Annotated in this window: 23 protein-coding genes; 7 read left to right on the plus strand and 16 right to left on the minus strand. The window is 36.5% G+C overall.

Annotated elements, in window-relative coordinates:
* Positions 1-221: 221 nt before the first annotated feature.
* The gene (locus AC3WOM_RS01735) at positions 222-824 is read right to left on the minus strand and encodes a TetR family transcriptional regulator (protein ID WP_492444595.1); all 603 of its coding nucleotides are present in this window, start codon (positions 822-824) and stop codon (positions 222-224) included.
* Positions 825-981: 157 nt separating this feature from the next.
* Here AC3WOM_RS01735 and AC3WOM_RS01740 point away from each other — a divergent pair, with 157 nt between their 5' ends.
* A complete protein-coding gene (locus AC3WOM_RS01740; protein ID WP_492444597.1) occupies positions 982-1719 on the plus strand; it encodes an SDR family NAD(P)-dependent oxidoreductase in 738 nt (245 codons plus the stop codon).
* Positions 1720-1771: 52 nt separating this feature from the next.
* Here AC3WOM_RS01740 and AC3WOM_RS01745 read toward each other — a convergent pair whose 3' ends face one another.
* Positions 1772-2719, minus strand: coding sequence for a bile acid:sodium symporter family protein (locus AC3WOM_RS01745; RefSeq protein ID WP_492444599.1), 948 nt, complete (start codon positions 2717-2719; stop codon positions 1772-1774).
* A 134-nt stretch (positions 2720-2853) separates the two neighbouring features.
* Here AC3WOM_RS01745 and AC3WOM_RS01750 point away from each other — a divergent pair, with 134 nt between their 5' ends.
* Positions 2854-3879, plus strand: a complete 1026-nt coding sequence (locus tag AC3WOM_RS01750) for an S-layer homology domain-containing protein (protein ID WP_492444600.1) — start codon at positions 2854-2856, stop codon at positions 3877-3879.
* 852 nt (positions 3880-4731) lie between these two features.
* On the opposite strand, the gene AC3WOM_RS01755 is transcribed toward AC3WOM_RS01750, so the two are convergent.
* Positions 4732-5616 carry a LysR family transcriptional regulator gene (locus AC3WOM_RS01755; protein WP_492444602.1) on the minus strand — a complete coding sequence of 295 codons (885 nt, stop codon included), beginning with the start codon at positions 5614-5616 and terminating at the stop codon, positions 4732-4734.
* 115 nt (positions 5617-5731) lie between these two features.
* On the opposite strand from AC3WOM_RS01755, the gene AC3WOM_RS01760 reads away from it, so the two are divergent.
* Complete coding sequence (locus AC3WOM_RS01760; protein ID WP_492444604.1) at positions 5732-6280, plus strand: flavodoxin family protein; 549 nt, start codon at positions 5732-5734, stop codon at positions 6278-6280.
* Positions 6281-6889: 609 nt separating this feature from the next.
* On the opposite strand, the gene AC3WOM_RS01765 is transcribed toward AC3WOM_RS01760, so the two are convergent.
* A complete protein-coding gene (locus AC3WOM_RS01765) occupies positions 6890-7315 on the minus strand; it encodes a pyridoxamine 5'-phosphate oxidase family protein (protein WP_427542848.1) in 426 nt (141 codons plus the stop codon).
* A 164-nt stretch (positions 7316-7479) separates the two neighbouring features.
* On the opposite strand from AC3WOM_RS01765, the gene AC3WOM_RS01770 reads away from it, so the two are divergent.
* From AC3WOM_RS01770 to AC3WOM_RS01780, 3 genes are all read left to right on the plus strand, one after another.
* Complete coding sequence (locus AC3WOM_RS01770) at positions 7480-8106, plus strand: YczE/YyaS/YitT family protein (protein WP_492444606.1); 627 nt, start codon at positions 7480-7482, stop codon at positions 8104-8106.
* A 146-nt stretch (positions 8107-8252) separates the two neighbouring features.
* The gene (locus AC3WOM_RS01775; protein WP_427542893.1) at positions 8253-8540 is read left to right on the plus strand and encodes a PadR family transcriptional regulator; all 288 of its coding nucleotides are present in this window, start codon (positions 8253-8255) and stop codon (positions 8538-8540) included.
* A complete protein-coding gene (locus AC3WOM_RS01780; protein ID WP_492444608.1) occupies positions 8527-9135 on the plus strand; it encodes a DUF2812 domain-containing protein in 609 nt (202 codons plus the stop codon). The genes AC3WOM_RS01775 and AC3WOM_RS01780 overlap by 14 nt, the downstream gene beginning before the upstream one ends.
* 46 nt (positions 9136-9181) lie before the next feature.
* On the opposite strand, the gene AC3WOM_RS01785 is transcribed toward AC3WOM_RS01780, so the two are convergent.
* The 12 genes from AC3WOM_RS01785 to AC3WOM_RS01840 all read right to left on the minus strand — a co-directional run bounded on the left by AC3WOM_RS01785 (position 9182) and on the right by AC3WOM_RS01840 (position 21353).
* Positions 9182-9817, minus strand: coding sequence for a 50S ribosomal protein L25/general stress protein Ctc (locus tag AC3WOM_RS01785; protein WP_492444610.1), 636 nt, complete (start codon positions 9815-9817; stop codon positions 9182-9184).
* A 242-nt stretch (positions 9818-10059) separates the two neighbouring features.
* Positions 10060-11229: a staphylopine family metallophore export MFS transporter CntE gene (cntE, locus tag AC3WOM_RS01790; protein WP_492444760.1), complete on the minus strand. Its 1170-nt coding sequence runs from the start codon at positions 11227-11229 to the stop codon at positions 10060-10062.
* A 30-nt stretch (positions 11230-11259) separates the two neighbouring features.
* Entirely contained in the window at positions 11260-12015 is a 756-nt protein-coding gene (locus AC3WOM_RS01795; RefSeq protein WP_492444762.1) for an ABC transporter ATP-binding protein, read from the minus strand.
* On the minus strand, positions 12002-12823 hold the full coding sequence (cntD, locus tag AC3WOM_RS01800; RefSeq protein ID WP_492444612.1) for a staphylopine uptake ABC transporter ATP-binding protein CntD: 822 nt from the start codon (positions 12821-12823) through the stop codon (positions 12002-12004). Before cntD ends, AC3WOM_RS01795 begins: the two co-directional genes overlap by 14 nt.
* Before the next feature lie 3 nt (positions 12824-12826).
* Positions 12827-13714, minus strand: coding sequence for a staphylopine uptake ABC transporter permease subunit CntC (cntC, locus tag AC3WOM_RS01805; protein ID WP_492444614.1), 888 nt, complete (start codon positions 13712-13714; stop codon positions 12827-12829).
* A complete protein-coding gene (opp1B, locus tag AC3WOM_RS01810) occupies positions 13711-14649 on the minus strand; it encodes a nickel/cobalt ABC transporter permease (RefSeq protein WP_492444616.1) in 939 nt (312 codons plus the stop codon). The genes cntC and opp1B overlap by 4 nt, the downstream gene beginning before the upstream one ends.
* A 53-nt stretch (positions 14650-14702) precedes the next feature.
* Positions 14703-16289, minus strand: coding sequence for a staphylopine-dependent metal ABC transporter substrate-binding lipoprotein (cntA, locus tag AC3WOM_RS01815; protein WP_492444763.1), 1587 nt, complete (start codon positions 16287-16289; stop codon positions 14703-14705).
* 48 nt (positions 16290-16337) lie between these two features.
* Positions 16338-17627, minus strand: a complete 1290-nt coding sequence (locus tag AC3WOM_RS01820; RefSeq protein WP_492444617.1) for an opine metallophore biosynthesis dehydrogenase — start codon at positions 17625-17627, stop codon at positions 16338-16340.
* A gap of 16 nt (positions 17628-17643) precedes the next feature.
* Positions 17644-18447: an SAM-dependent methyltransferase gene (locus tag AC3WOM_RS01825; protein ID WP_492444619.1), complete on the minus strand. Its 804-nt coding sequence runs from the start codon at positions 18445-18447 to the stop codon at positions 17644-17646.
* Positions 18448-18471: 24 nt separating this feature from the next.
* Positions 18472-19290, minus strand: a complete 819-nt coding sequence (locus AC3WOM_RS01830) for a histidine racemase CntK family protein (RefSeq protein WP_492444620.1) — start codon at positions 19288-19290, stop codon at positions 18472-18474.
* Positions 19291-19578: 288 nt separating this feature from the next.
* A complete protein-coding gene (locus AC3WOM_RS01835; RefSeq protein WP_427542816.1) occupies positions 19579-20493 on the minus strand; it encodes an S-layer homology domain-containing protein in 915 nt (304 codons plus the stop codon).
* A 155-nt stretch (positions 20494-20648) separates the two neighbouring features.
* Positions 20649-21353 carry a YjjG family noncanonical pyrimidine nucleotidase gene (locus tag AC3WOM_RS01840; RefSeq protein WP_427542813.1) on the minus strand — a complete coding sequence of 235 codons (705 nt, stop codon included), beginning with the start codon at positions 21351-21353 and terminating at the stop codon, positions 20649-20651.
* 236 nt (positions 21354-21589) lie between these two features.
* Here AC3WOM_RS01840 and yfkAB point away from each other — a divergent pair, with 236 nt between their 5' ends.
* On the plus strand, positions 21590-22702 hold the full coding sequence (gene yfkAB / locus AC3WOM_RS01845; RefSeq protein ID WP_492444622.1) for a radical SAM/CxCxxxxC motif protein YfkAB: 1113 nt from the start codon (positions 21590-21592) through the stop codon (positions 22700-22702).
* The last annotated feature ends 47 nt before the right edge of the window (positions 22703-22749 follow it).

Consider the following 22749-nt stretch of genomic DNA (forward strand, 5'->3'; position numbering starts at 1 on the left):
AAGCACTCAGTCGGAACGGAGATCAACCCCTCGTTTTGAAAAAGGGCTATACTTTTTAATTTGTCACCTTGATGTCAATGAAATCAAGTTATTCTATTCAGTACAAGTAGCCTTCTATTTAGCACAAGTACTAGTCAATACTGCACATTTTCTCATCAATTCAGCAAGCCCCTATCAAAACAAAAGCTCTATTGCATCAACAGCCATTATACTTAGCATACTCACTCTATTTTTGGTTTGCCGATAAATTCATATGCATAAATATGAGTTCTGGTTAACTCGATAATATCTTGAATAAGTGCCTCTTCTTGTTTTTCAAAGCCACTGTTAATCCATTGCAGCAGCAATCCATAAAATCCATAAGACGTATAGTGCTTAAACATTTCCATATTTACTGGTTGATTGTTAATTGTTTCAAATTTAAATTGCTCCATATAAATTTTTGTAATGGTTAGAGGCATTCTTGTATGCAAACTTGGAATTGTATCATCTAGAGTTAATAATTCAAAAAATGTACGATTTTGATAGATATAATGAATAATATTAAAAGAAGGTGCCTTAAGCTTAGTTGTATAAACTTTTTCTCCAAATAGATAGGGTTTGCCAACTGCTACCTCAAGTCCATCAAGCATCATTTCCAATAAATTGTCGGCAAGCTCAAATTTATCCTGAAAATGTATATAAAACGTACTACGATTATAGCCAGCACGCTCAACAATATCTTTTACAGTTATAGATTGAAAGCCATGTTTTTGAATTAATTCAATCAAAGCCTCATAAAAATGACGTCGTGTTCGTTCCTGTCTTTGTGTCCATTTTGTCAAAATATCGTCTCCTTTTTTAGACACTTCTCTCTATTTTGTCTACTAGCTAGACAGTTGTAGTTACTTTAATGATTGTTTCCTTATTGTAGCGTTTTACAATAAAAGTACACAGCGATTTGCAAAGTGTGTAAGAAATTATTTATTAGGGGTGTTTACTATGGGAAAATTACAAGATAAAGTAGCCATCATTACTGGAGGAGCATCTGGTATTGGTGCAGCAACTGCTAAATTGTTTGTAGCAGAAGGAGCAAAAGTCGTACTCGTAGATCTAAATGAGGAAAAAGGAAACGAATTTGTGGCACAATTACAGTCTACAGGTTCAGAGGCTATTTTCGTAAAGGCAAACGTGACGAATGAGGAAGAGGTTGCGAAAATTTATCAAACAACAATTGATACTTTTGGACAAGTGAATGTCCTGTTCAATAATGCGGGAATCGGTCGAGTTACACCTACAGAGAAACTGGCCTACAGTGAATGGCGCAATACGGTAAACGTAGATTTAGATGGTGTATTTTTAATGGCCCAGGCAGCTATTAAAGAAATGTTAAAAGGACATGGTGGGACAATCGTCAATACAGCTTCCATGTATGGTTGGGTTGGTTCTCCCGGCTCAGCTGCCTATAATGCGGCAAAAGGTGGCGTCATAAACTTGACACGTTCATTAGCACTCGAATTTGCGACTCGTGGCATCCGTATTAATGCACTGTGTCCAGGTTTCATTGATACACCGATTATTCCTGAGGAAAGTAAGGAGCCATTACGTCAAATAACACCTATGCAAAGATTAGGTCAGCCGGAGGAAATGGCGAAAGCTGTCCTGTTTATGGCTTGTGATGACTCTACATTTATGACAGGTAATACGTTAACAGTCGATGGTGGTTATACAGCCCAATAAGCCACAGCATCAATATTCGCTACCCTTCATAGGATAGCGAATATTTTTTGCATTATGCTCCCCCATATTTTAATTGATATCTTTCCATAACACGACTAAAGAATGAAGCTAATACTTGTTGGAAGAGCATACCAAATACAACGGGCATTACCGTTTTAGCGGGAAAATAGGTAGTAGCAATAACCACCCCAACAGCAATATTACGCATCCCACCTGTGAAAACAAACATCGTGATTATACTACTATCTTTCCAAAGATAATGCCCCAGCACTAAACATAGGACATACCCTGAAACAGCCAATAGAAAGACAACCAAAATAATACTGAAAAGCTCCCAGCTAATTGTTTTCATATAAGGAGCAATCGCACTACTATTAATCATGACAATGCTAAATAAGCATAGTTTCGAAAAAGGAGCTAAGTTTTTCCCTAGTGTCACAGCAATTTTCCCCTTAGTTAACTCATTACACACAACACCAGCAAGCGATGGCACAACAATCATCCAAAGTAAATCTAGCATCAGCCCAGCTGTATTGATTTCAATTGTTTGCCCCACAACGATATGTAATAATGCAGGAATGATGATTGGTGATAGAACTGTATCAATTAAAATAATAGCAAGACATAACGCAAGATTCCCTCTACACATGCTCACCCAAATAAAGCTTGTAACCCCTGTTGGAATCGCAACAGCTAAGACAAAGCCTATAGTTAGAAAATGCTCATGAAAAATGATTGTGGACACAATATAAGCCCAAATTGGCATGAGAATATGTAGAAATGTAATGGCTATAAAAATGACTGTTGGATATTTTTTTAAGCTTTTCATTCCTTCTATATTCATACTTAAGCTACCCGCAAATGTCATAAAGGCAAATATCCATGGCACTAAAAATAACAGCTGGTGCCCGATATTTTCAAATAGCACGCCTATGATTAAGCTAAGTGGCGTTAAAATAGGCATCCATTTTTGTAAGTATTGATTGAAACATTGTAACATTTAACAGCTCCCCTTCCATATTGAAAATCTCAGTCTCCTCTACCACTTGTTAATTGAGACTAGAAAAATTTGCAGTTTTTATCCATTTCCTGCAAACTATTAGTATAACTAGCTAGAAGGGATGAATAAAACTAATGAAAAAATTAGTGTATACCTTACTATTTTCACTGCTTGTTATTGCAGGTGGGGACAGGGGACAGGCTGCAGGCTTTAAAGATGTGCCTGAGGATCATTATGCCTATGAAGCTATTTTATGGGCTGAGGAGTACGATATTGTAAATGGCTATTCAGATGGCTCTTTTAAACCTAATGAAACAATTACTGAGCAACAATTCGCGAAATTATTGTCAAATTTTTATGAATTGGAAACACCCTATGATGAATTAAAAAAACAAACCCCTGCTGCCAACTGGTCAGATGAATATTACAATCGCCTGGCAAGCTATGGTGTGCCATTAAACGGCTATCTAGATAATAATATTCGGGCGGCTTCCATCAAGCGTGGCGTGGTTGCTCAAGCGATTACACATTTAGCTAAGGGCAAAAGTGGATTAGATCAATCCATCCAGTTTTTACTTGATTATTACATTTCCACTGGCCAAAATCCACAGTATGAAAATCGTAATTTACAGAAGTTTTTTGGCGTGACAAACAAAATGACACGTGCTCAAGTCGTTACAATACTTCATCGAATGGATGAAAGAAATTTTTATGAAATTTCTCAAGATGCACAAGCTATTTATGAAAATACGAATAATGCGTCGTTAAATGTACTTGCTAAAAACGGTCAAAATCAGCTTGATCCAACATTGCGGCTTACAACACCTACGAAAAGCGCCTGGGAAGGTACCTATTTCTATAGCTATAAATGGGGAAAAGGTGCGACTGATTTTAACCGCCGTGAAGCCATTATTTCTAATGCAACCAGCAACAGCTTTAACATTTTCATCACTTCAAATGATGGCACTGCTGCTGGAAGTGTTGATGGAACCGCTACAATTACTACAAGTAATAAAGCGGTAATGAACAAATCCTCTGCTGGCAATCGCTGTGCTATCGAATTCGAGCGACTTGATAACGCTTTAAAAATAACCGAAGTGGATTGTCGGGCCGCACATGATGAAGACACTAATTTTTCTGGAACTTTAAAAAAACAGTAGAATAACACAAACAAGGCTATCTGACCACCAAATTAAAAGCAAATGTGCCTAAATCATATAGGCACCTTTGCTCATAGTGTTGAAAAATAAAATAGTCAAGGGACTCTTTGTGAATAATTAGTCAAAATGAAGGTGATTTCCGTTCCAGGCTACTCGCTTTCCTGTGGGCGAGCGACGAGCCGCTTCCTGCGCTGACGCTCCGTGCAGGGTCTCGTCTGTCTCGCTATCCCACGGGAGTCGAGTAGCCTTGCACTCCAATCAGCAATAGTGTAGAACTTTAAATATATTCTTCCCTCAAAAGTAAAGTAAAAGCATGTTACTCACCAACATTAAATGGATAGAATATTGGTACAATTCTACAGCTATTAACCTACATTTTATGCATAAAACTACTTTGTAACTTTACATAAAGTACTGCTCTGTTTTCGCATAGAAAAATGTTATCAAAGCTCCATTTTTGCACAATATAGTGATGGCTAAGACTTCAAATTTATCACTATATATTTGTGTGAATTGCCAGAAGAAAATACGATGAGCAAAGGTTGATTGGAGTGTAGACTGAGTGACTCCTCGGGGATTCAGCCCACAGATGAGACCCTGGAGCGAGCATATAAGGGGAACGAAGGCTAAAGGCGTCACGTCCTGTGACAACGCCTTCGTGACCAACCTCCTGTTGCCCCAAGCGGCTCATCGGACGCCCCCAGGAAAGCACTCAGTCGGAACGGAGATCAACCCCTCGTTTTGAAAAAGGGCTATACTTTTTAATTTGTCACCTTGATTTCATTGACATAATAGTATTTCAACAACATGAGCAAAGGTGCCTAAATCATATAAATATAGGCACATTTGCTTTTACAGTGCACGATACCAATCCTTTGCAATCTCTATGAAATCACTAAGATACGGCTGAATATGCTTATCCTTATGCCATGCAATATCTGTATAGATAGGCTTGACCTTGAACGAAGACTGTAATTCGACTAGCTGTCCACTCTCTATGTCTCTTTCCACTACCATTTTCGGTAAAAATGTAATACCTAAGCCTGCCATCACACATTGTTTTATAGCTTCAATACTTGCAAATTCAATCATTTGTAATGATAGCACCCCCTCTTGCTTTAGCTGTGCTTCTAATTGATTGCGATAAGAGCACCCATTTTCAGTCAGAAGCATTGTCTCTGCTGATAATTGATGCGCAGATAAGGAATGGCTTTTTATACTAGTTGGTGCGCTTACAAAGATTAATTGTTCCTGGATAAGTCTCTCACGATATAACATAGGTGTTTCCTTATATGCATCCGAAATAAAGGCTACATCAAGAATTCCAGACTGTAATAGATCTTTTGCAATTTCAGTTGTATGGACGGGCTTAAAAATGATTTTTACATGTGGATAAGCTTTCTGATATTGCTGCAAAATACTTGGTAGACGGTAAACACATTGACTTTCTTGTGCGCCAATTTTTAGCACCACTTGTGCTTGTTCATTGGACAGTGCTTTTTTCATTTCGTTATCTAACTCTAGCATTTTTTGGGCATACTGTTGTAATCGCTTGCCCTCATCCGTAAGAGTGACACGCTTTCCAAGCCTCTCAAAAAGAATTACTCCGAGCTCCTCTTCAAGCGATTTAATTTGGGCTGTGATACTGGACTGTGCATAATCAAGCAACTGTGCTGTCTGTGTAAAGCTCAATGTTTCTGATGCCGTTAAAAACGTTTGTAGCTGTTTTAAATCCATTATTTCCACCCCTATAAATCGTTTTTTTCGATATATTTCATCGAAACATTCAGCTTTATCGATAATAAAATTAAGTTTACACTAGTTATAACCTGAAAGATAGAGGAGGATTCATATGAACATTACTGCATTTATCGGAAGCTCCAGAACCGCGAGTAATAGCGAACAGCTAGCTGATTATGTATTAGCAGATATTCCGCATAAAAAAATAGATTTAAAAAATATAATGATAAAGCCAATTCACGATTTACGTCATGACGACAACGGCTTTCAGTTTGTAGATGACAACTATGATCAAATTATTCAAGCATTTCTGACAAGTGATATTGTAATTTTCGTAACACCAATTTATTGGTACAGCATGTCAGGCATCATGAAAAATATGATAGATCGCTTAAGTCATGCCATTCGTGACGAGCGTTTCCCACAGCTCAAGGAAAAGCTTCAGACAACAGAGGCAATCGTCCTTGCTGTTGGTGGCGACGATCCCTATATTAAGGGGCTTCCAATGATTCAGCAATTCCAATATATTTTCGAATTCCTACAAATGCCTTTTTCCTCCTATATTATCGGAAATGGCAATAAGCCTGGAGAAATCGCAAACGATGCACAGGCTATAGCCCAAGCAAAAATATTGAACGAGAAGTTAAAGACTCGTGCTTAATAATATGAAAAACAACCTAAAAGCTCCCTTGCCTTTAGGTCGTTTTTTTTTAGTATGCTTCTACTGTAAAAATTATTTGGGCTTTTACAATAAATACCCTGTTAATCAAATCTAGTGAAATGATTTAGCTCATCATGTTCTCATTTTTTTGTTTTTTCCTCTTTCTTAGCGACCTTCCCATTATAGAGATATTCGTCAATTTAATTAACTTATTATTCATTTTTAATATTAGTTTTAAAATAGTAGAACTTGTCTTCTTTTTCCTCTTTCCTAAGCAATAGATCAGGCTCTTCATCTTTCACATAGTGATCAAAGAAAGCCAAAATATATCGATTCATTACTTGATGGAATTGATTTACGTCAATATTCCATGACAACAATGGAATGCCCGCACAATTCATTTCTTTGAAAATCCGTTAACTATACTTAACTATTATTCGAAAGTGTCTTTATGTAAAATTGTTTATGAATTAATTATTATTTCCTTTCGGATGTTATATGTTAAATTATTTTCCCTGTTCCACTTATATTTTAACTTTCGTTCACTCAACGGTCTAATGCGTAAATTTTATTGCTTTTGCTATTTTTATGCTCATAAAAAACGACCATCTATTCATGGTCGTTTGTAAATTCAAGCTCTTTTGGAGGCTGTCCTTTTCTATTCATTAAGCGCATACGAATTGGTTCAATTTTAAGTGTTACCATTTCATCCTGATTGCCAACGAAAATACTCGTAAAAAATTCTGCTATTTTATTTTTAATGCCTTCTTCGTGTACTTCTGTGAGTTTGCCCTCTATTTCGACATACGTATCACCAAAGCCTCCATTTTCATAGCCATATAATATATGGGTATATGGATTTTTTCGAAGCTCTTCCATTTTCTCAGAATGTTTATTTGTCACTGTATATAACACAAAATCTTCATGTTGGAACGTCATGTAACGTGAGTATGGTTTACCATCTTCTACTGTTGCCATCGTTCCTATTTTTTCACGATTCAAAACTTCTAAAATTTCATCACGTACAGAAGTCATTTCATCCCATCCTTTCATCTACATTATCTATTTTGCCCTCTCACAAAAAAGCTAAACCTTTTTTTTTGAAAAATGTGAAATGACAATCTTCGGGCATATTGAAAATCCATTGCTATAATAACTTGATAGACAACAGGAATTTACGGATGAATGAGGGTTAAAAAATGAAACAAGCTTTTTTTACGCGCTGTTTGTTTTTCATAACAGGCATTATTGTGCTTTCTTTTGGTATTACATTAACCATTAAAGGCCAACTCTTTGGTGTAGGCTCATGGGATGTACTGCATATCGGCTTAACGAAATCAATTGGATTAACGATTGGTACTTGGTCTATCTTATTGGGACTTACAATCTTAGCCTTTGATATGGTTATTACGAAAAAATTCCCATTACCAGGCACTTTTATCGATATGTTTTTAGCAGGTATTTTTATTGATGTTTTTAACTACTGGCTGCCTGACATCGATGGTTTTTGGATGCAGCTCGTTTCCTACCTAACAGGATTAGTCTTATTGGGCTGGGGCTGCGGTATGTATATGGTAGCAAATTTAGGCATTGGCCCGCGAGATACACTAATGTTACTTATGGTTCATAAACTAGGCTGGAGTGTCACACGCTCCCGAACAACTATGGAAGTAACGGTTGCTGTGATTGGCTTTTTACTTGGTGGTCCCATCGGTATTGGTACTATGCTGATGGCTTTTGGACTCGGACCAATCGTACAATTTGCTTTAACTTTTAATGAAAAATTATTTATGAGATGGACTGGCGTGAAAAGTGCCGTAGTATAAGCTTTCAAGACAATGCAAAAAAGTGCATTGTCTTTTTTTATTCAGTTGCAATATACAGTTCAACTATATATAATCAAACTATATAGTTGAACTGTATATGAGGTGAACTTGTGAAAAAGCATAAATTACTGCCTTTATCTGAAACCATGCATTATATTCTACTCGCCTTACGGGAACCGTTACATGGCTATGCAATGATGCAAAAAATCGAGGAAATGAGTGCTGGTAGTGTAAGAATTGCTGCTGGCACTATGTACGGAGCAATTGAAAATTTATTGAAATATCATTGGATTTCGCCCGTTGAGACTCAGGACACGAGACGCAAGGTTTACCAAACAACAGCTGAGGGACTAGAAATATTGGCAGCCGAGCAACAAAGATTGCAGCGAATTTTATCTTTATATGAGGGAGCTGATGGATATGAAAAAGTTTAAAATCTTTTTTGATATCGATAAGGAAGAGCAATGGTTAAATCATATGCTGTCCAAAGGATGGGTTTGTACAAAAATAAATTCTGCTGGGTTTTATACATTTAAAAATACGACTGATTTTGAGCAGGTTATCCGCATCGATTGTCAGCAAAATCTTCGGAAAGAAGACCGAACTAGCTATAAGCAGTTATATGAGGATTTTGGATGGCAAGAATTAAAAGAAAAATCATATGATAGTACTTATTATTGGTTAAAAAGAAAAAATGGCAACGATCAATTATTTTCGGATAATGATTCCCAAATTGCAAAATATAAACGATTAATGAAGCATTCCAGCAATTGGGCGATCATCTCTTTTATATGGTTTATGATTTTTTATAATAATGACAACTTTTCTAGGTTTCTATATATAAAAGATGCTTATTTTACGCCAGGTTTATGGGATAAAGAAGGTTCTGCTTTCCTTTTTGCTTTTTTATTTGAAACACCCTTTGCACTTATGCGTTTTATCCCACCATGGCTATTTTTAGCAGCTTTCGCTATGTACCTAACCATGTATTTCCGTTATCGTAAATCTATACAGCAGTTTATCCAATAAGCAGCAAGGAGCCACTTACCGCGTGTAAGATGGCTCCTCTTTTACTCTATTCTTTTGGCTCAGCAGTATTTTGTCCTGTCGCTTCTATCACTTCAGGTGTATCGTCCACTGTATCATCTTCCTGTATATTTTCAGCAGCAGGTGGTGTGATTGTCACTAATGTATAATCATCCTCCTGTAAAATATCAAAGGAAAACTGCTGGCGGATATCTCCAACATAGAGAGAAGTCCCAATAGCTAAATTATTGACATCTACCTCTATTGATTCAGGAATTTCTGTCGGCTTCACCTTTATGCGTACCTCACGATTAGGCTGTAAAAGAAATCCTCCATCAGCGACTCCTGCTGCACGTCCAACCACTGTCACTGGAATATCTACCTCTAGCTCCTCAGACATATTGATGGATTTAAAATCCACATGCTTTACATTGCCCTTAAGCGCACAGCGTTGCACCTCTGTTAATACTGCATTAATCTGTCTGCCATCCATATCTAATTGAAAGACACTTTTATTTCCGAACGTAGCTAGTATTTTAGCAAACGCTCTAGCATCCACTGTGATGGCCGTTGACTCCATTTGATAGCCATAGACAACACCTGGAATAGCACCGTTCTGTCTAAGCTGTGTTAATGATGAGCGACGCCCTTTTTCACGTTTATTTGCTGTTAAAATCGTAGTCATCTTCAATTTCCCCTTTCATGGAAACTAGTCTCATAAAAGGTTTGCCTGTTGTAATGATTTTTATACCTTTAGAGATATCAATTACGCCTCAGTGTCATTGCCTCCGGATTTTATTGAGCTCGCAAAAAAGCTCCCCTCCAATATCCGTTTCCATACGTCGGGGTTATCTAGATTCAGCGGGAGTTTGTAAGTTCACAGAATAGGAAAAAACATATCACTGAAAATAGTGATAATTACTATTTTCAATAACTTGCTCTTTTTTCAAATGAAAACAATACCATGAGCAAGCCTAAACATGCACATATACCATACATATAGGAAAAAGATAAAGCATCTGCAATTGGTCCCATCATCATACTACCGAGCGAAACACCTAAGTCTGCCATGGCAATAAATAAACCTAATAGCATATTCCGATTATCCTTGTCTAAAACAAAGCTTAAATAGGTGGTCAGTGTTGGATAAACAATTGCCTGTGCAAGACCCATTAAAATTGAGCCTACATAAAAGAAAAGAATACCGCCCTCTAAAGCAAAGCTTACAGCCCATGCAGCACAAGCTAAAATAATCATAGCAGTCATCATAAAAGGATTATGCCATTTTCCATCTGAAGGAATAAATTTTTTTAAGGTTAGGCGTGCCAATACCACTACTGCTGCCTGTAGCATCAAATAAATTCCCGCACTACCCTTGTTTATTTGCTGTGCATATAATGGAATAAATGTCGTAACTGCCCCAAATACAATGGAAGACACAAGCATAATGATGCTACATTTCAAGAAAATTCGATTTTTAATTAATTCTTTAAATGAGTAAAAAACGGTTATCTTTTTTTGATTTTTTTTGGGTGCGAGCGGTTCTTTTCCCCCTATTTTAGAGCTGTAGCCAACAATTCCTGTAACAATGGCAATTGTGACCATAACGATCGTAAATGTATTCATTCCCTGTTGCCAAATTCCCAACGCCAAAAGAGGTCCTATTATACCCGGTATATACGAAAATAATGAATATAATGAAATTCCCTGAGATCGATCTTTCTCAGGTAAAGCATCTATAATACCAATTTGTAAAGCCATTGAAAAGAAGGCAGTTGATATTCCCTGCATAATCCGAGCTAACAGGTATCCACCTAAACCCGTCACCGTATACAAGATTAAAGCCAAGCCATTGACCAGTAAAATAATATGTAAGACCTTTATTGGACCATATTGATCGATTAATTGCCCAGCCCAGGGGCGAAAAAGCATTGTTGTAAATAAATAGGCACCCATCACAATACCAATTGTCGTATTGCTAGCACCAAGTGCCTCCCCCTGTAATGGAATAAATATATTTAAAATAGAGTTTGCACTGAAATAAAGCAATACGAGTACATAAAGTCGTATAAATGGCCATGACATAGCACCCTTCAACATGCTCCCCCCCTTATTCTTAAAATTTTCTTAAAAGGATATATGATGTTGCAATAGCTTTTTAGCATAAACGGATTTTACATGACATAAGTCTTTTATATCGAGTGTTTCTTGTATTTGCCCATCCTTAAAAATAATCATTCGATCGCAAATATAGGCTGCCGCTTGGAGATCATGCGTAATAAAGATATAGCCCATACCATAATCATTTTTTAAAGCTATCAGTAAATCTAAAATTTGTAGTTGTATTGTGGCATCCAATGAACTAATTGCTTCGTCTAATACTATAAAGTTTGGCTCAGTAGAAATTGCTCTTGCTATACATACTCGTTGAACCTCTCCACCTGATAATTCATGAGGGTATTTACTTCTGTATTGCGGTGACAGTCCGACCTTTAAAAGCAATTCATCAATAAGGATATCTAGATTCTCTTTCTTTATTCTCTTTCTTTTAGCTACTTTTAAGGACTCTAAAATAGCTGCTTCTACAGAAAAAAACGGATTGATAGAGGAACGGTAATCTTGAAAAACAACACTTATATTGCCAAAACGCTGCTGCCTATTTAAAATATCCCTTCCAGCGATTGTAATAGTACCGCTATCAGGCTTTTCAATACCCGTTAATAATCGCCCAAGTGTTGATTTGCCACTACCACTTTCACCAATAATCCCCAAGCATTCTCCCTGTACACATGTTAAATTAATATTTTCAAGTATGGTTTGTTGGTAACCTTTGAAAAAACCCTTTGCCCCATATGACTTATAGACATCTTCAACTTTTAGCAGCATAGCTTTTCTCCATTATTTCTTTAAATTTGATACCTAAAGCCTCCCTAGTGAACATTAAAAATTTTGTATAGTCATGGGATGGATTCGTAAAAATCCTCTCCACACTCCCCTTTTCGACAACCTCTCCACCCTTCATCACTATCACCTCATCAGCAATTTTGCGAACAATTCCTAGATCATGGGAAACAAAAATAATAGCACTTTTCATTGTTTGGCGAAGCTTCAATAGCTGATTTATTACCTCAAATTGTGAAATGGTGTCCAGCCCAGTAGTGGGTTCATCTGCAATGATTACATCTGGCTCTAGCACTAATGCTAATGCAATCATTATTCGCTGAAGCATTCCACCTGATAGCTGATATGGATAACAATTTAAACTTTTTTTGGCATTCCTTAAATTGATACTCTCCATAGCTTGCGTCAATTTTTGCTCCATTGCCTGCTCATTCCAATCAAAATGAGTTTTTAATATTTCCATTAACTGCACCTTTATCTTGCAAGAAGGATCAAATGCTGTCATTCCATTTTGAAGGATCATATATATATGTTTACCTCTTTTTTTCCGCATTTCTTGCTCAGATAACTCATGTAAAGGAACATGAGTTAAATAAATTTCACCTGCTTGTTTGAACGTTTTTTTTGTAAGGCGCATAATAGCTTGACAAGTAAGTGATTTGCCACTACCACTCTCACCAACAATGGCAAGGCATTTCCCTCTGTTTAGCTTAAAAGAGGTATTACGAACAATGACAAGCCCTGTATGTTCATCCCAAACTTTTAACTGTTTGACCTCTAATACAACCATCTCCTATTTCGCCACCTCTCTTTTATGTAGCATGAATTGAAAATTGTTTCTTTTCCGTTTTGCTGGCTGTCGCAGTTTTGGATTAAGTGCAACCTGTAAAGAATCTGAGAAAAAATTAAAAGCTAATACTACACTTACTATAGCAACACCTGGAGCAATCATTGATTCTGGACGGGTAAACATAACCTCCCTTGCTTCACTTAGCATCATTCCCCATTCTGCATGAGGTGCTTTCATACCTAACCCTAAAAAAGATAGACCCGATATTTGCAGCATCATTGAACTCATTGAGCTGCTTGCTACAACTGCTATATCTGAAAAACTTAATGGTAGAATATGTTTATGGATGATATGGACTGGGGACATACCAATAGTACGGGCATATTTTACATAATCCATCTCCACATACTGCAATACAGATGTTCTAATAATACGAGTAAACCACGCCCATTTTATGATGATAAAAGCAATTAGAATATTTTCTAAGCCCACACCTAAAATAGCTACAATAGCAATGGTAATAACATATGTAGGAAAAGAAAGCATCACATCACAGATTCTCATAATTAACGCATCTACATTCCCTCTATAATACCCTGATAAAAAGCCGAGCAATGCCCCTAATGAAGTAGAAATAATCAAAGCAACAAACACCCAGAGTACACTAGGTCGAATGCCGTATAGAATTCTTGAAAAAATATCTCTACCTAAATGATCGTTTCCAAGTAAGTACTTCCAGGAAGGTGGTGCATAACGAAGCTCCATCCTTACAGCCAGTGGATCATGTGGTGCTAGCATTGGTACAAACAAACCGACTACCATGACAAGCACTATAAAAAGCAAGGAAAATAAACCGACTCTATCTTTGCTTAAATTTTTTATAGATATCATCTACTACCACTCCTTAAACGAGGATTCAACGCAACATTTATCATATCTGCAAGCATGTTAAAAACAACAAATGCAGCAGCTACAATCAAAACGTATGCTTGGATAACTGGATAATCTCTGCTTAGAATGGCATTTAAACTTAAGCTCCCCAAGCCAGGCCAGGCAAAAATATTTTCAATCACTACTGTTCCACCTAAAATTAACGGAATTGCCATACAAAATATTGATACCGCTACCTGTAGTGAATTACGTAAAATATGCCAAGTAATTTTTCCTTCTGATAGGCCACATGCCCGCTCATAAAGTACATAATTCTCCTGTACCTGATTAAGCATCGCACTACGAATTGTTCTGAAATAAATGCCAATATACCCCAGAGCTAATACGATAACAGGTAAAACATAGCTTTTGAGTCCATCCTCCATTCCACTAGTTGGTAGAAGATTAAGTTTGACGGAAAACAGAATTATAAATAAAGCACCTAACCCATAGGTTGGTATAGCCGTCAATAACATCAAAATCGCACTTAATGCTCGATCAACAACCTGTCTTTCATGGAGAGCACAAATTACGCCAAATACTATAGAAAAAATCACAATGATAGTCGAGGAGGCGATCGTCAATTTTAATGTATTACTAAAGGCGGGCTGGATAAGATTCTTAACCGATTCATTTTTCACATAGGAATCACCAAAATCAAAATGCAGGCTTGCCATCAGCCAATTCAAATATTGCGTAAGAAATGGCTTATTAAATCCAAGCTCTTCATTCGTTTGATGCAGTAATTCTTCCGTAATAACAGGCACCTCTTGAGCCTGTAACACAATCTCAGCAGGCTCTATGGGGGAAAAACTAACTAATAGAAAGGTTATAAATGATACAGCAATAAGCATGGGAATCGTAATAAGCATCCTCTTAAAAATATAAGCTCCCATCGAAAACCTCCTGTAAATTTAGCAATGAACTTAGTTTGAGACCATTTGCTAAACTATTGAAAATACATTTGTTCAAATGGTAATTCGTATTGCGTCTGCTTAAACGAAATACCCTGTAATTGCTTAGGAGCCACTACCGTTACATTGCCATGCGTAAGAGGAATAAAGATTGCCTCCTCATGTATAATTGTCAAAATATCCTTGTATAATGCCTTGCGCTGTTCTTCCTCTCTAGAAACTAAAACATCCTCAATTTTTTGATAGAATTGGTTGGCATTTGCAATTCCCTGTGTTGCATGTTTATAGGAAGCCGTAAAAGCAGCCACAGTACTTTGCGGATCATATGCTAAGCCCCATGTTTGATTGAATAATAAATCATACTCTCCTGTTGTTCTTCGATTGGCAATGGAAGTGGATTCCTCCCCAATTAAATCTAAATCAATGCCAATGTTTTTTAATGCATGTTGAATATACTCACCCTGTGCCTTTTGAGACGATGAATTACTATCATAAAAAAGCTGCATCATTAATTTCTTGCCATTTTTTTCTCGTACTGCTCCCTCAGTACTTCTTGTCCATCCAGCTTTTTCTAATAAATCATTCGCTTTTGCAGTATCGTATTTTCGCTGTTGTAATGGAATAGCTGCATAATTAACATTTGTGGAAAAAAGTGAATTTGCTGGTGTTTCAGCTTCTTGGAAAATATCACGGCTAATTGTTTCGCGATCGATGGCGTACCATATAGCCTCCCGTACACTCTTATCACTAGAGGGATTATCCATTTTACTGCTGTTAGCCACAATCATTTTTGTATTCATTTGTTTACTTCTAGCAAGTTGATACTCACCTGACTGTACTAGCTTGTTCATGCCTTCGATATGAATACTGTCTGCCCCCCGATCATCCGTAAAGACAAAATTTACTTCTCCTTTTTGCAAGGCTAGCAGTGTTGTTTCTCCCGCAGGCAAAACCTTAGCTGTAATTTTTTTAATTTTTGGTGATCCTGCCCAATATTTTTCATTTGCCTCAAATACAGCATATTGATCTACCTTATGCTCCGCTAGCTGATAAGGTCCTGTGCCATGAAAGCCTTGGATACCATCTTTTGTATCCCCATTTTTAAAATCTTTAGGTGAAAGGAACACATATGGTCGCGTCATAGATAACTCCACTAATGTTGGATAATATGCCTCAGAAAGCGTTAATCTAACAGTCCATTCATCAACAGGCTCTACATTCAAAATTTTTGTTGATAATTTAATCCATGCATGCTTTTCCTTATTTCGTTGAACTGCCTCAATATTTTGTTTGACAGCATCCGCATTAAACGGTTCTCCATCTTGAAAAACAACGTCTTTTCTTAAATGGAAAGTATAGATTGTCCCATCCTCCGAAATATCCCAGGATTCAGCAAGCAATGGTTGAATACCCTCTTCCGTATTTTCTACTAATGATTCATAAACCATGCCTTGGGCCGACATAGAGCCTGGGTATAAATGAGGATTCATGTCATTGATGTCCTTTACAGTGGCATACACTAGCCCATCTTTTTTCAACTCACTTTCTTCTGTAGTTGTTGAACATGCCACTAGTATGAATAGTGCAAAAATCATTGCTATAGTTGTTTGTATTCTTTTAATCAACGCTGTTCGCTCCTTATAATGCAGTGATTTTGTATTATTAACTTTTTATATTAAATTATTACATATCATTTCGATATCCTGTGAAAAAGATTTAACTTGGAATGCCTCTGAGTATGATTTGTTCTGAGATGAAGCTACCATTTGTTGGAGCTTTTTTTCATAGGTTTGTATGAATAAATCAATTGTTGGGCATTTTAACCTTAATGCCTTAGCAATTCCCTGAATAATTTTCACACGATAATAGTCCTCTTTTGGCATTCTAGGAATATCCCATTCTCCCTCATGATTCATAAAAATCCTTCTAATAGGAACCGCAGAAAAATCAAAATATTTTCCCTCTTGAGTAGGTTTAGAAAATGGATCTATTAATAAGGAAGCATATCGAATATAGAGTAGATACTCTTGATGAATAGATTCGAGCTTGTTGAAATTCTCTATATCTTGTCGGGCAATACTAGCAGGTTGTAATGGATAGTTATCATCTACCATGAACTTTAATAGATTCAGAGGTTGTATATTGACCCGCTTCGTGATTTCCATCATTTCTTTCCAATAATTTAATAAATGTCGAATCATTGTATATGTAATAGGCCCCTCTGGATAAAGCTTATAAACATACTTTGTTATCGTTTGCTCATCAAATATAGCCTTTAATGAAAAATCATTCATAAATAAGGCAGGATGTACATATAAAGAGATATTTCTTGTTTCTGCCTCTAACGGTGTTGCTAAAACTTTCAATTGAATGCCTAACTGATAAAGTAGTTCACTTAGCTTTGCCAATCGATCCATTTTTGCCCCATTAGAGCCAATGTAAATGGTTTTCTTTACCCCAGTTGTTATCACCTCATTTGAAGGTACATCCTGAAGCCATCTTGTATCCCCATAATAGGTAGAGAAGCTAATCACCTCAGCACAAGATGAAATTTGCTTTAAATAGTTCCTAATTAAATGATTAGAGCCAAATGTAGGTGAAATTAAAAGAAAACACTTGACCTTCTTCAATACTTGGCTATCAATTTGTGATAATACGTCCAGATAAGCATCTGTAGTGACACTTAGGACAGCTGTATCCCAATCTCCTGAGATTGTATGATAACCCTTAAAAAGTTCATCGATCATACATTCTCCCGCGACAGATTGATGCTGTGGGTTTTGTATATGTACTTTAAATGCAAGCTGTTGTTGGATTACAGCTTCATAGAACATTTTGGAGCGTAAAGATTCTCGACCAGCAATAGCTACTTTACTATTAAAATAATTCTTAAGATTGACAGCTAATTGAATAGCTGTCGGTCCTGTTCCTAACAGTAAAACCCTTTTAAAATAAGTCATACCCTTCTCCTATCTATCAAATTGATTGTACTTTTTGATACAGAGCAATATCGAATACACTTTGAGGGTGTATAATTTGCTCCACTAATCGCCATTTTGTTGCATCCACCGTTCTCATAGGATAATTAAAAAGAGACTTTAATCCATTTCCATATCGCATCGCAACAATTACATCCTGATTTGTGACATCATATAATTGCTCTAATATGTCATATTTACAGCTAACGGTTGAGCTAAATATAATATGGCTAATTTGTTGAATAGTTGCGAGTTTCTCTACCGGCTTATTGTCAATTTGAATCGGTAAATGCTTTCCTAATTTATGTACTACCCGTCTTCCCAATTCAATCGCTTCATCATCAATATCAATGCCAAAGACTTCGGCACCTGTTCGTTCTGCAATCAATAATAAGGTCATAGGAAAAGCACCAGATCCCACTAATAACACCTTTGATTGATTGGTAATTTGAAATCCTCCAAATTCCTTTTCAATACAGTCTTCAATATTACGAAAATAGTTAGCAATCTCCTCATTTTCATGTAATAATTTTAAAGCTCGATATTTTTCCATAAGTTTGACGCAAATAGAGGAATTTGCTCTTAAATTCTCCATTAACGGTACTATTTCAATTGATGTCTCTAAATGAAGCCAATATTTTTCATGATCAGGGTTCGTAATAAATGAAGAATAGTCATCAATTATTTCTCGTAGCTCTAGATTTTCATTCACCGTTTGATGCTGATTGCTTTGGTCTATCAAGAGCTGAAATTTTTTATCGAAGTCATGTAGTTTTCCTAAAAATGATTGTGCAACCTTCACATACTTCACTCCTATGCCTTGGAATTAAAGTTCAATATATGCTGTTCCCTTTGCTACTATTTCAACGACACCCTTAATGTGTGCATACTTTGATGTCTCTGTGTAGTTAGCAAAAACTTGGATAATGCCTCCGGACTGCTTCACATTGGCCATAACCTCTGCCCTGTTTTTCCATGCTAAAAAATAACCAATAGATGCTGTTCCTGAGCCACATCCACTTTCCCATACCATGCTATCTAAAGCTGGTACAAAGATAAGAGGCTCTAACTCGGCACTTTCTTCTTTGTACAATAATATACCGATTAGCTGTTCATCCATTGCGCTTCCCAATAATCTAGCAAGACTCTCCGCATTTTCCTTTACAGCATTGTCAAAAGCATTCACTTTTACAATAATGTGAAGAAAACGGTCATATTTGATAAAGATTGTTTCAAGTTTGATTGCTCCAAAAGGAAGCTCTCTTCTCCAAACTTTATGAGGCACAGGCATAGTTACTTGGCACTCAAATTGCTGAGCATTTTTTTCAACAGTACAAATAACTAAATCCTCCATCCCTGAGGACTCCAGTACAACATTTTTTATACTTGGCTGTTCCGAAGCGAGTAAACAAGCAAGAGCCATACAAGCATTTCCACAAAATTCGCCACCTGACATGCAGAGTCTTGCATGTACATCATCAAGTGCTGATTCACATATAAAGCCAACTTGTTCAGCATGGACATTGCTATAGGACATTATTTTTGTCGCAATTTTTGTGTAATCTGCGATAGCATGAGGTGTTTTTATTAGTACGGTCATATTTTCTGTAGGGTTCATTTTTATAAATTCAACTTCCTGTAACATTGAAAACTCCTTCTTAATATTTCACCCATATTTAGAAAAATAACGTTAATCGTAATGATTACTATTATCATTCATGTTTTTTAATTTACCATATTTTTCACGGTTGTCAATAGATGAAATAACAAATTTTGAAAACATATCTTTGAAAAGCAATCAGCATATACTTCAACCACATAGGAGCAAATTCAAATTGATTCTGTACTTTTTGCAATGTAATTAAACAAATTTACTGATAAAAACAATAAAAAAAAAGTCGAGAGACATAATGTCCTCGACTTACTGTTGCTATTATAATCTTCCGGCAGCTTGTAATGAGACCGCTAGCATTTTAGCAAACTCTCCTCGTGTAATCGTTTGATTTGGTAATAAATTTATATTGTTGTTTAAAGCTCCAATGGCATATAATGTTTGCGTATGGTGCAATGCTTCCTCGTGTAGATTGAAGCTATCTTGATAAGGTAAAGCCACAAATCCTTCTTGAACAAAATCCACTGCATCCAATGTTCTACCAAGCATTAATATTGCCTGCTGTCGTGTTATTTCCCCATTAGGATCAAATAAATTTTGAGATTTTCCTTTGATAATTCCTAAAGAATGTAATGCACCAACATAGCCTCCATACCAGGATTTCTTGGCATTAATATCTTTAAATTGAGTTGCTTGAACTGGTTGAAAGCTGAAGGCACGAACTAGTAATGCACTAAATTGAGCACGTGTTAAAGAATCATTGACACCAAAACGATCTGCTGTTCTGCCTTGAACAATCCCCCGTTCCGCTAATGTAGAAATATACGTACTATACACTGAATGATCTGTATCTCGAAAGTAAATTGGCTGTGGATTGACAAATTTTAATTCTGCATTATTATGAATTGTGGCAATCACACGATCTCCTAAGTCTCGATACGCAACAGGCTCCATTACCCCTTTTTTAGCCACTTGTTTTAAAATTCCATCCCGTCCATTTTTGAAAATTTCAATTTCTAGAGGCTGGCGGTTATTGACGATAGTAGCTTTTATACTAAACGTATCACCCTTTTCAGAGGCATTAATTTTGGCACCATAGGCAGAGTAAACGATCATATTTGATGTTTTCATATGTACATAATCCGTGGGCTCTTGATAGGCATGCGCTTGCAAAGGAGTTACCAATGAAATACTTAGTATTCCTACTAGTACTCCCACTCGAATTTTTCCTTTCATGTTGCTGCTCCTTTCTTTTCATCTAAAACTATCATACTGGAATACACTTTGTAAAAATATAGTATTTTTAGCATATACTCCATCAAGCTCTCTAGTCCTAGAAATTTTCCAACAAAAAACTACACCTCAATTTGCGAAGTGTAGTAAGTATGTTTCTATAGTATTGTTATTTTATTGTCTAATAAGACATGTAGCTCGTGTAGTTTTTTTATCTCGTAATGCGGTTGAATCGTACTTGTATTGTCAATATGGCGTATATTAAACCAGCATGTATCAATGCCTGCTTGTAATCCGCCTTTTATATCAGAGGTTAATGAATCTCCAATGATTAATGTTCTATTCTTTTGTAAACCATCAATACGTTCAAAAACGTAGTCAAAAAAGGCTGGCATAGGTTTCTGAAAGCCAGTTTGCTCTGAAATAAAGATGCCTTTAAAAAATTGAGCTAGCTGTGCATCCTGTAATCGTTTATTTTGAGTGCCTGTTTTGCCATTAGATACAACATATAAATCATAGTGGTTAGCTAGCTGCTCAATGACTTCATAGGCACCGTCAACATAATGGTGTGCCTCCTGCAAATATTTTTGAAAGATTGCTTCAAAATAAGCACCATCAACATCATAGCCGAATTCCTTTAATGCAGTGGAAAATCTCGTATTATGTAGCGTATCTTTAGCCATTTCACCGAGTTCAAAAGCACGCCACATAGATTCATTTATTTCTTTATAACGTGCAACCAATGTTGGGGTTGCTGTGATGTTTTCCTGCTTAAATAAATAATCAAGTGCTGTATTTTCAGCAACATCAAAATCTAATAAAGTGTCATCTACATCAAACAATAATGTTTCATACTTTGTCATGTTATTTCCTACTTTCTTTGGTGCTATGATACCATTTCGCTCTTTCTATCATAACGTTTTTCTAAAAAAATAACAGCTAAATCATTTTTCTTTATCCAATATTTGGTTTGAACAAGCAGATTATTCACTAAATGATGGTGAAAATTATCCTAAAAATAGCTAGTTTGATAATTTCATATTTGAAAATAGCAATGAATATGAGACAATAGATTGCTAGAAAGGAAGATGTACGAATTATGACGACCCTACAAAAAATTACGCCTGCATTTGATCCTTGGGAAGCGTATTTAGATGTTCAGCAACATGGGCACATGACCCTATCAAATATTGAATTTACAACAACAACCATTTGTAATATGCGCTGTGCTCACTGTGCAGTCGGCTATACATTACAAACTAAAGACCCTGAGGCACTGCCAATAAACTTAATCACGAAACGCCTTGATGAGATTCCACACTTAAAAACACTCAGCATGACTGGCGGCGAACCTATGATGAGCAAAAAATCTGTACAAAACTACGTACTACCACTATTAAAGTATGCACATGCTCGAGGAGTCCGCACACAAATCAACTCAAACTTAACGTTGGAGCCAGAGCGTTATTTACTAATTGCCCCCTATTTAGATGTACTACATATTTCACATAACTGGGGTACAATTGATGAATTCGTCGAAACAGGCTTTGCGATGATGGAGAGAAAACCGACGTATGAACAGCGTGCAGCATTATTCGAACGTATGATTGATAACTCAAAAATGCTTGCTGAGCACGGTGTCATGGTATCTGCTGAAACAATGTTAAACAAAAAAACGCTACCATACCTAGAACATATTCATCACCAAATTATCCATGAAATGAAATGTGCACGTCATGAGGTGCATCCAATGTACCCTTCTGATTTCGCCAGTTCCCTCACCTCTTTATCATTAGAAGAAACTCGTGATGCGATTCATCATCTGCTGGATGTTCGAGATGAAAACACATGGATGCTATTTGGTACCCTACCTTTTTATCCATGCAGTAAGAATGAAGAAGATCAACTGCTTTTAAAACGATTAAGAGCAGCAAAAAATGTAACAATGCGTAATGATCCCGATGGTCGCTCTCGCTTAAATATCAATATTTTCACAGGTGATGTTATTGTCACAGACTTTGGCGATACACCAGCACTTGGCAATATTGTAAATGACGAATTGCCAGCTATTTTTGACAAATGGATGGGCACGGATTTAGCAAAGTCACTTAACTGTCATTGTCCAGCAGTCAAATGCTTAGGTCCAAATGTACTTGTTAAAAATATGTATTATAAAGGATCGGAGTTTGTTAGTGGCTCTGCTAAAATATAAAAAAATGTCCAATGCGTAAATCAACAAGCATTGGACATTTTATGTTT

This window comes from Lysinibacillus sp. FW301-JW8, assembly GCF_058788755.1.